The organism is Thermodesulfovibrionia bacterium (assembly GCA_030646035.1).
GTDB lineage: Bacteria > Nitrospirota > Thermodesulfovibrionia > UBA6902 > UBA6902 > JACQZG01.
This window is the reverse complement of sequence record JAUSMY010000004.1, coordinates 1-6293: the sequence shown is the minus strand read 5'-3', so window position 1 is coordinate 6293 and position 6293 is coordinate 1. Positions and strand designations below refer to the sequence as shown.

Sequence of the window (6293 nt, the reverse complement as noted above, 5' to 3'; positions counted from 1 at the left end):
CGATTTTTTCATCAGAATACTTCCCATCTTCCCCCTAATTCTATAACTTATTAATTTTAAATATTAATTTATATGTTTTATAGGGGGAAGTTGTGGGGGAACTATGGGGGAAGATGGGGGAATTATGGGGGAAGGGATAAGCACAGACTCTTAAACTTCCCCCAAAACTAACTTCTTATTTTTAAAGAGAATTGTCACAGTTGGGGGAAGTAGGGAAGCGGGGGAGGCAGGTTTAAGCTGGTCTAAATTACTGGCCATGCCGCAGATCACCAAATTTCGCCTCTTATTGTTGTTTAAAAGTATCTTCTAATAAGTTTGTTTTATTTTTTAAAAGATGATGGTTATGAGAGGAGAAAGGGATTGAATCTGTTTATGGTATGTATTGGCTTGAAACTCTGAACCATTGGAACAAAGTCCGAAATAGTCCGAATTTGGTTACAAATTGAGGGTATATTGACTACAAAAAGCTATAACATGTTGATTTCATTAGGGTTATTACTGGATAAAACATCCATTAACATACACCCCCCCTTCGTTTTTTTGTTGGTGGGACAAGTTGCCTCCCCCCCATTACTGTTTATAAAATGGCTCATATTACAAGGTCGTTTTCCTTTGTCTCGGTATTGTTCAAAAAAGCTTCTTTTGTTCAAAAGGGGGGCGCGCGGGGGGTGGATATAAAAGAATATATCAAGCCATGGACAGATTACGAGTTGCGGATAGTTGGCCGGCAGCCGGGCGGTGTAGAGAATTATCGTCGTTCGGCGGAGTTCTTCATCTCCTGGTGCAAGGGCAACGGCTTCACTGCGGATCCTGCGGCAATCGTGCGCGAAGACATAGAGAACTTCCTTAAAGATCTCTACTATAAATTTGGAAATATCAAAAACTCATCCAGGGCGAACAAGCTTGCCGGCCTCCGATCTTTCTTCAGATATCTGCTTTCTACAAAGGTTATCAAAAAGGACCCGACGGATGGCATTCCTTCTCCCAGGGTATCAAAGACTTTGCCGTCCAAATTTACAACCGAGGAGCTTCGTTTCATCTTTTCAGCTGTTGATCTCAATAAGGAGATGGGGATAAGAGATATGGCGATGCTGATGACAGCGTACGGCGCCGGGCTCCGTGTCTCTGAGCTATGCGATCTTGCGATAGAAGATGTTATTGATAAAGGCAGCGGATACATCCGCTTGAATATCCTCTTTGCCAAAGGTGGCAAGAGCAGGACATTAACCCTGAGGACGACACCGTCAAACGCACTGAGGCAATGGCTCACTATCAGAAACGCTCATAAGGCCCAGCCGGGAGATCCTGTATTTGTCGGTATGAAGGGAAGCTCCGGCAGGCTTTCGGCGACCGCCATGAATAACATACTGAAGAAATATGCTTCAAAGATGGGGATCACTTCCGATGTCTTCATCCATAAGGTGAGGACTACCTTTGCGACAGATCTGTACGATGCCGGCCGTGACCGGTGTACCCGCTGCGGGCATCCGGTCGAGACAGTTGATCTTTTGGAGGTCGCTTACCTTATGGGACACAGCGATCCGAAGACAACCAGAGGGTATATTGCGATATCAGATAAGGTCCTTAGAAAGACCGCTATTCCAGACAGACGTTTTAAAGAGTTGTTAAGGAGCGATGAATGACAAAAAACAGCTTACAAAGTTTTGAGACTTTTGAAGTATTGGGAGAACTGCTCTGCAGAGAGCTCAGTTCCCGGGAACTCGGAGAAAATGTTTTAAAGAAGATCATTGAATCGCTTGGCGAAGGAAATAGGATCGTCATGCCTTCATTCAGAGACAAAGGAACCATAACGACTTATTACTGGAAGAAGAATAAGGGGAGAAATCCCCTGCGCTTCTATAGGATGCTAAAGGCGCTCTATGAAGATACAGTAATTGGAAGGCCCTTAGGCCTTGCGATATTCAAAAGAGTCGTTATAGAGTTAGGCCCTCCGGGGCAACGGCTCACCGTTCCTTATCTTATGTGTAAAGACAAGACGTGCGGCCGGTGTGGTAGGGCATGTTTTGCGCGGAAAGTGCGGGATGAGAATATCAGGGCAGAGCATACAGGTTTCAATAATTCAGAGCTGGCGAATAAATATAATTTGCAGCCAAGACAGATACGGAGGATCGTAACGACGACTGAATAAAACAACGGTTAGTTAGCAATCCCGAATTTGTCGGGAAGCTGTTAAACCCGGGACGAAAGTCTTATAATATTTGACACTTGGTTAGTCGGCAACTCTTCGGAGACCTGTTAGACCCGAGATGGCAAGCTTATAGGGCGGACCGTCTCGGGTTTTTTATTTTATAAGGAGGACACATGAGCAATACATGGAAGAAGGAACTTGCTGAGCACCTTCAGAATCACAAAGATCTCAAAGGCCGGACTGGCCAGGTAGAGATCAACCTGAACGAGGGCGGCATTACCAAAGTGTACCTTACGATCAAAGAGGTTAAAGGAGACACAACGATTTTTCGCAAGAAAGAAATAAAGTAATAAAGAAACAAATAATTAATAACGGTTAGTTGGTAACCCCGATGCTTCGGGGAACTATTAAGCCCGAACCTAAGAGGAGGTGTCGGGCTTTTTTATGTTCATCGGAGCGATAAATGAAAAACTGAGGAAGTACTTCTGGACTCATGCACATATGCTTGAGGGAAGGAAGTGTTATATAGGCTGTTCCGGCAATTTCACGGTTGAGCAGATCCTCTCACAGCGGTGCAAAGATGTTGAAATCTACAGTAATGACGTTTCCCTTTATTCGAGTGCAATCGGTCATGCGATAGCTGCCTGTAAACTGAATGTTGAGATCACGGATCCGGAGATCCTCTGGGCTCAGAAATACATTGACCGTGGCGGCCCTGAGATGGTTGCTACCTTCCTGCTCTTACTGGAGATGTTTCAGTATGTCAAACGTAACAACGACTATCAAGAGAGGATGTGGCAGACATATCTTGCACAGTGGGAGAAGATCTTTACAAAGACGGTCGATAAGGTCAACAGGTCTATCGAGAGGATATCCATAAAAGAATACACAATGATCGATGTGCATGATTACTTTCCGAGGACGGACGGTGTAGTGATAGGGTTCCTGCCGACTTACGTAGGCGGATATGAAAAGCTCTTCCAAAAGCTTGACGAGTCGGTTAAATGGAAAAGCCCGCAATACGACATCCTCACGACCGAGCGCAGGGAAGCTACTATCAAGAGGATGACAGAAGGTGATTATGTTTTGTATGACGATGTTAAAAGAGAGCTCCCCTGTATAGCTCAGTGCACGCTCTACGGAAAGCGCGCAGTTTATATCTACAGTAATATCCTATTTAAGACAGGACTCTTCCGGCGTAAGGTGAGCGAGACGGTAAAGCACTATAAGCTTCTAATGCCTAAGGACGATATCGCCGAAGACTCAGAGGTCAGGCTCCTGATTAGCGACACTAACACGGTAAATCATTATCGACACCTGTTCCTGAGTAAGAAGATCGAGCCGACCGGCGGAGATCTGTCAATCCTGGTCTTTGCCGGTGATCAGCTTTTCGGGTTTTTAATATTCAGCGGATATAGCAAATCAAAAGGTGTTAAAGATAATAGTATCTACATGCTTTCAGACTTTGTTGTCCTGAGCAAGTACAAACGCCTCAGCAAGCTTTTATTAATGGTCTCAAAATGCCATGAGGTCCAAAAGCTCCTGCAGGAGAAGTATATCCGCAGGGTAGATACGATCATAACGACAGCCTTCACAAAGCAGCCGGTCAGTATGAAATACAGAGGATTATATGAGCTTCATAAAAGGGGAGAAGGGTTTCTAAATTATAAGACAGGATTTGATGACACATCAATAAAGGAGGTTACAAAAATATGGATGAAAAGATTCTCCAACTCAATACCGCACTCGAAGAAATAAATGCACCGTACAGGGTGGATTTTGTTGACCCTGCAAAGATCAGGACGCTTGAGAAGAACGCCCGATACATGTCACAGGCTATGTTTCAGAATCTGGTTGATAATATCAAACGTGATGGAGGGCTCACATCCCTTCCGTTATGCGTCAAAGAGGATGATTGTTATAAGGTCCTGAGCGGCAATCACAGAGTAAAGGCATCAGCTGCCGCCGGTATCGAGAAGGTCATGATCCTTTACATTGATAAGCCGACAAACCACCAGGAAGAGGTCGCTATACAGCTGAGCCATAATGCGATAGCCGGCCAGGACGATCCAGTTATCCTGAAGGAACTTTGGTCAGAGATTGAGGATATTGATCTGAAGATATACTCAGGGTTGGATACGGAGCTGCTGCATGATCTGGAAAAGATGGATTTCTTGAGCATTTCAGAGTCATCCCCGGACTTCAAACAGGTCGCCTTTGCTTTCTTGCCTGAAGAGGTTGATCAGCTGAAGGAGCTGATGGAGGATGTGAGCCTGCTCTTTTCAGGTTCTGAGAATTTCATCTTGTCCCGCCGGCATTATGAAGAGGTTTTTAATGTCCTGGTCGATGTTAAGGATCAGTTCAGTATCGTGAATAATCCGACTGCTTTGGTAAAGATATTTGAGCTTGCGAGGGAGCAGATGGGAATGATGAAGTAGAACGCCAAGGGTAACCAGCGGCGGCCACTGAACTTGCCGCGACTAGCGCAACGCTGCTCCCCGCCGTCTGGTTGACCCACTTGTTAGGCTTATAGCTTTTTTTGTCCCAATATTTTTTGCCAACAATTATTGCGCGGCTTTTGTTGCGCTTTCCATCATGAGTTCAAGCACAGACTTCGAGCCAGACGATGCCTCCCCTTTTCCGTGAGTGAAGCCGGTTTCCTGTGGTGAAAAAATGCAAGAAGCTGCATGAGCGAGAACAATGTCTTCCGTTCCTTTGTCCGCTGATGCCTCAACGAGTGCACGATACGTTAGTAATGCATTCTGCCGGTGGCGGTTTACAACTGCGTTGTGTTTGTGGGTGGTGTAGTTTCTCGATGCCATAAATAGCAAATATCCCAACACAGCAAAAATCAAAAATTTGCTGCTAATAAGTTGAAACATTTCAGCATTACCTTCGGGTTTAATCCATTTAAGTTTATGAAGGAATAAGCTGAGAACTGCAAACACTCCCACAGCTGCCGCGAACTTATACGTGTAATTGAGCCATGTAACCGCCAAAGTTTCTTGATCCTCAGCTTCCTGTTTAAAATAGCTGGCTTGCTGAGAGACACCTTGCTCCGACGCCACAGCACGAATTGCAGCTAACGCACTGTCCGCGTCAACTTTTGCGGAATTCAACTGCTCGGTGAGCTTTGCCGACTGATCCTTAATGGACTGAATCGTAGCACGTGCTTGGGTTTCTAGAAGGCTGGTGTCAGTAATTCGCGCGACGCCGTAGGCGACATACTGCCAAAGTTGCTCGAACAATTGATCTCGCCTAGTATTGAGTGTGTTAAGAATGTTGGTGCGGGTGGTGGATGCGTTGGCGGCCTGGGCATTAAAGTCAAGAATCTGCTTAAAGACGTTGAAATCGGCCTGCGCCTGCGAGCTAAGAGCGTTTAGCTGAGTATCTGAAAAATCTTCAAGAGCGGTTAAAGGAATGCGTTTGTATATGTTTATCAGAGCTTCCGCAGGTGTAACAGCCTCTGAGAAACTCATCTGTTTGCCCAAATCGGCTTCACGACTTAGTGATGTTACGTCAAATTGCTGTACCCGATTTAGAGTTTCGCGAGTACTTTCCAAAACTGATTCTGTTGCCATGCATCCTCCCTGTCATTCAATTAACAAACCCCGAACAATTGCGTACAACTAAATTAACCGGCCTAACAATTAATAGCCAGCCATCCGTATTTGCTGGAATATGAATATCATAATTGTATGAATAGGAAAATACAAGCACAAAATATAGTGGTGTGGTTAATAAATTATCTTGATGCTGGCCGTATTTACTCCCTAATATCCATGTTATACGGCAAGTAAAATTATGCTTTAAAAAAAAGACACTTCAATAGTTTTCAGATTAGTTACCCCCTCCGTATTTTCAGCCCGCCTTGTATCTGGCATGTTTATTTCCGCGACCACTGCCGATAAGCGTAAGTGATTAGAAAATAAAGCTTTTTTAGTTGACTTAGGTAGGTAATCAAGTAGGATATAACTATAACATATTGAATTTAAAGGATAATTCAGATGATAGAGCGAGGGAAAATAGAAGGCGAGAAGGGAGCAACACAGACACCCACGATGCCGTTACTACCTCGCTCTATCTCAATAATTAAGGGGGATAGTTAATGGAGATTCAGGTCAGTGAAAAAGGGTCTATCAAA

Annotated in this window: 6 protein-coding genes; 5 read left to right on the top strand and 1 reads right to left on the bottom strand. The window is 44.6% G+C overall.

Features of this window, described 5'->3' with window-relative positions; genetic code table 11:
- The first annotated feature begins 668 nt into the window (after window positions 1-668).
- The 5 genes from Q7U10_00325 to Q7U10_00305 all read left to right on the top strand — a co-directional run bounded on the left by Q7U10_00325 (window position 669) and on the right by Q7U10_00305 (window position 4587).
- On the top strand, window positions 669-1643 hold the full coding sequence (locus Q7U10_00325) for a tyrosine-type recombinase/integrase (protein ID MDO8281066.1): 975 nt from the start codon (window positions 669-671) through the stop codon (window positions 1641-1643).
- Complete coding sequence (locus Q7U10_00320) at window positions 1640-2149, top strand: hypothetical protein (protein MDO8281065.1); 510 nt, start codon at window positions 1640-1642, stop codon at window positions 2147-2149. The genes Q7U10_00325 and Q7U10_00320 overlap by 4 nt, the downstream gene beginning before the upstream one ends.
- 173 nt (window positions 2150-2322) lie before the next feature.
- Window positions 2323-2499, top strand: coding sequence for a hypothetical protein (locus Q7U10_00315; protein MDO8281064.1), 177 nt, complete (start codon window positions 2323-2325; stop codon window positions 2497-2499).
- A 94-nt stretch (window positions 2500-2593) separates the two neighbouring features.
- Entirely contained in the window at window positions 2594-3907 is a 1314-nt protein-coding gene (locus Q7U10_00310) for a hypothetical protein (protein ID MDO8281063.1), read from the top strand.
- The gene (locus Q7U10_00305; GenBank protein MDO8281062.1) at window positions 3862-4587 is read left to right on the top strand and encodes a ParB N-terminal domain-containing protein; all 726 of its coding nucleotides are present in this window, start codon (window positions 3862-3864) and stop codon (window positions 4585-4587) included. The genes Q7U10_00310 and Q7U10_00305 overlap by 46 nt, the downstream gene beginning before the upstream one ends.
- A gap of 126 nt (window positions 4588-4713) precedes the next feature.
- Here Q7U10_00305 and Q7U10_00300 read toward each other — a convergent pair whose 3' ends face one another.
- On the bottom strand, window positions 4714-5730 hold the full coding sequence (locus tag Q7U10_00300) for a hypothetical protein (GenBank protein ID MDO8281061.1): 1017 nt from the start codon (window positions 5728-5730) through the stop codon (window positions 4714-4716).
- Between the last annotated feature and the right edge of the window lie 563 nt (window positions 5731-6293).

Excerpts from the sequence above, each read along its gene's own strand:
- Q7U10_00320 (MDO8281065.1), top strand. The coding sequence starts at position 1,640 with ATGACAAAAAACAGCTTACAAAGTTTTGAGACTTTTGAAGTATTGGGA.
- Q7U10_00315 (MDO8281064.1), top strand. The coding sequence starts at position 2,323 with ATGAGCAATACATGGAAGAAGGAACTTGCTGAGCACCTTCAGAATCAC.
- Q7U10_00310 (MDO8281063.1), top strand. The coding sequence starts at position 2,594 with ATGTTCATCGGAGCGATAAATGAAAAACTGAGGAAGTACTTCTGGACT.
- Q7U10_00305 (MDO8281062.1), top strand. The coding sequence starts at position 3,862 with ATGGATGAAAAGATTCTCCAACTCAATACCGCACTCGAAGAAATAAAT.
- Q7U10_00300 (MDO8281061.1), bottom strand. The coding sequence starts at position 5,730 with ATGGCAACAGAATCAGTTTTGGAAAGTACTCGCGAAACTCTAAATCGG.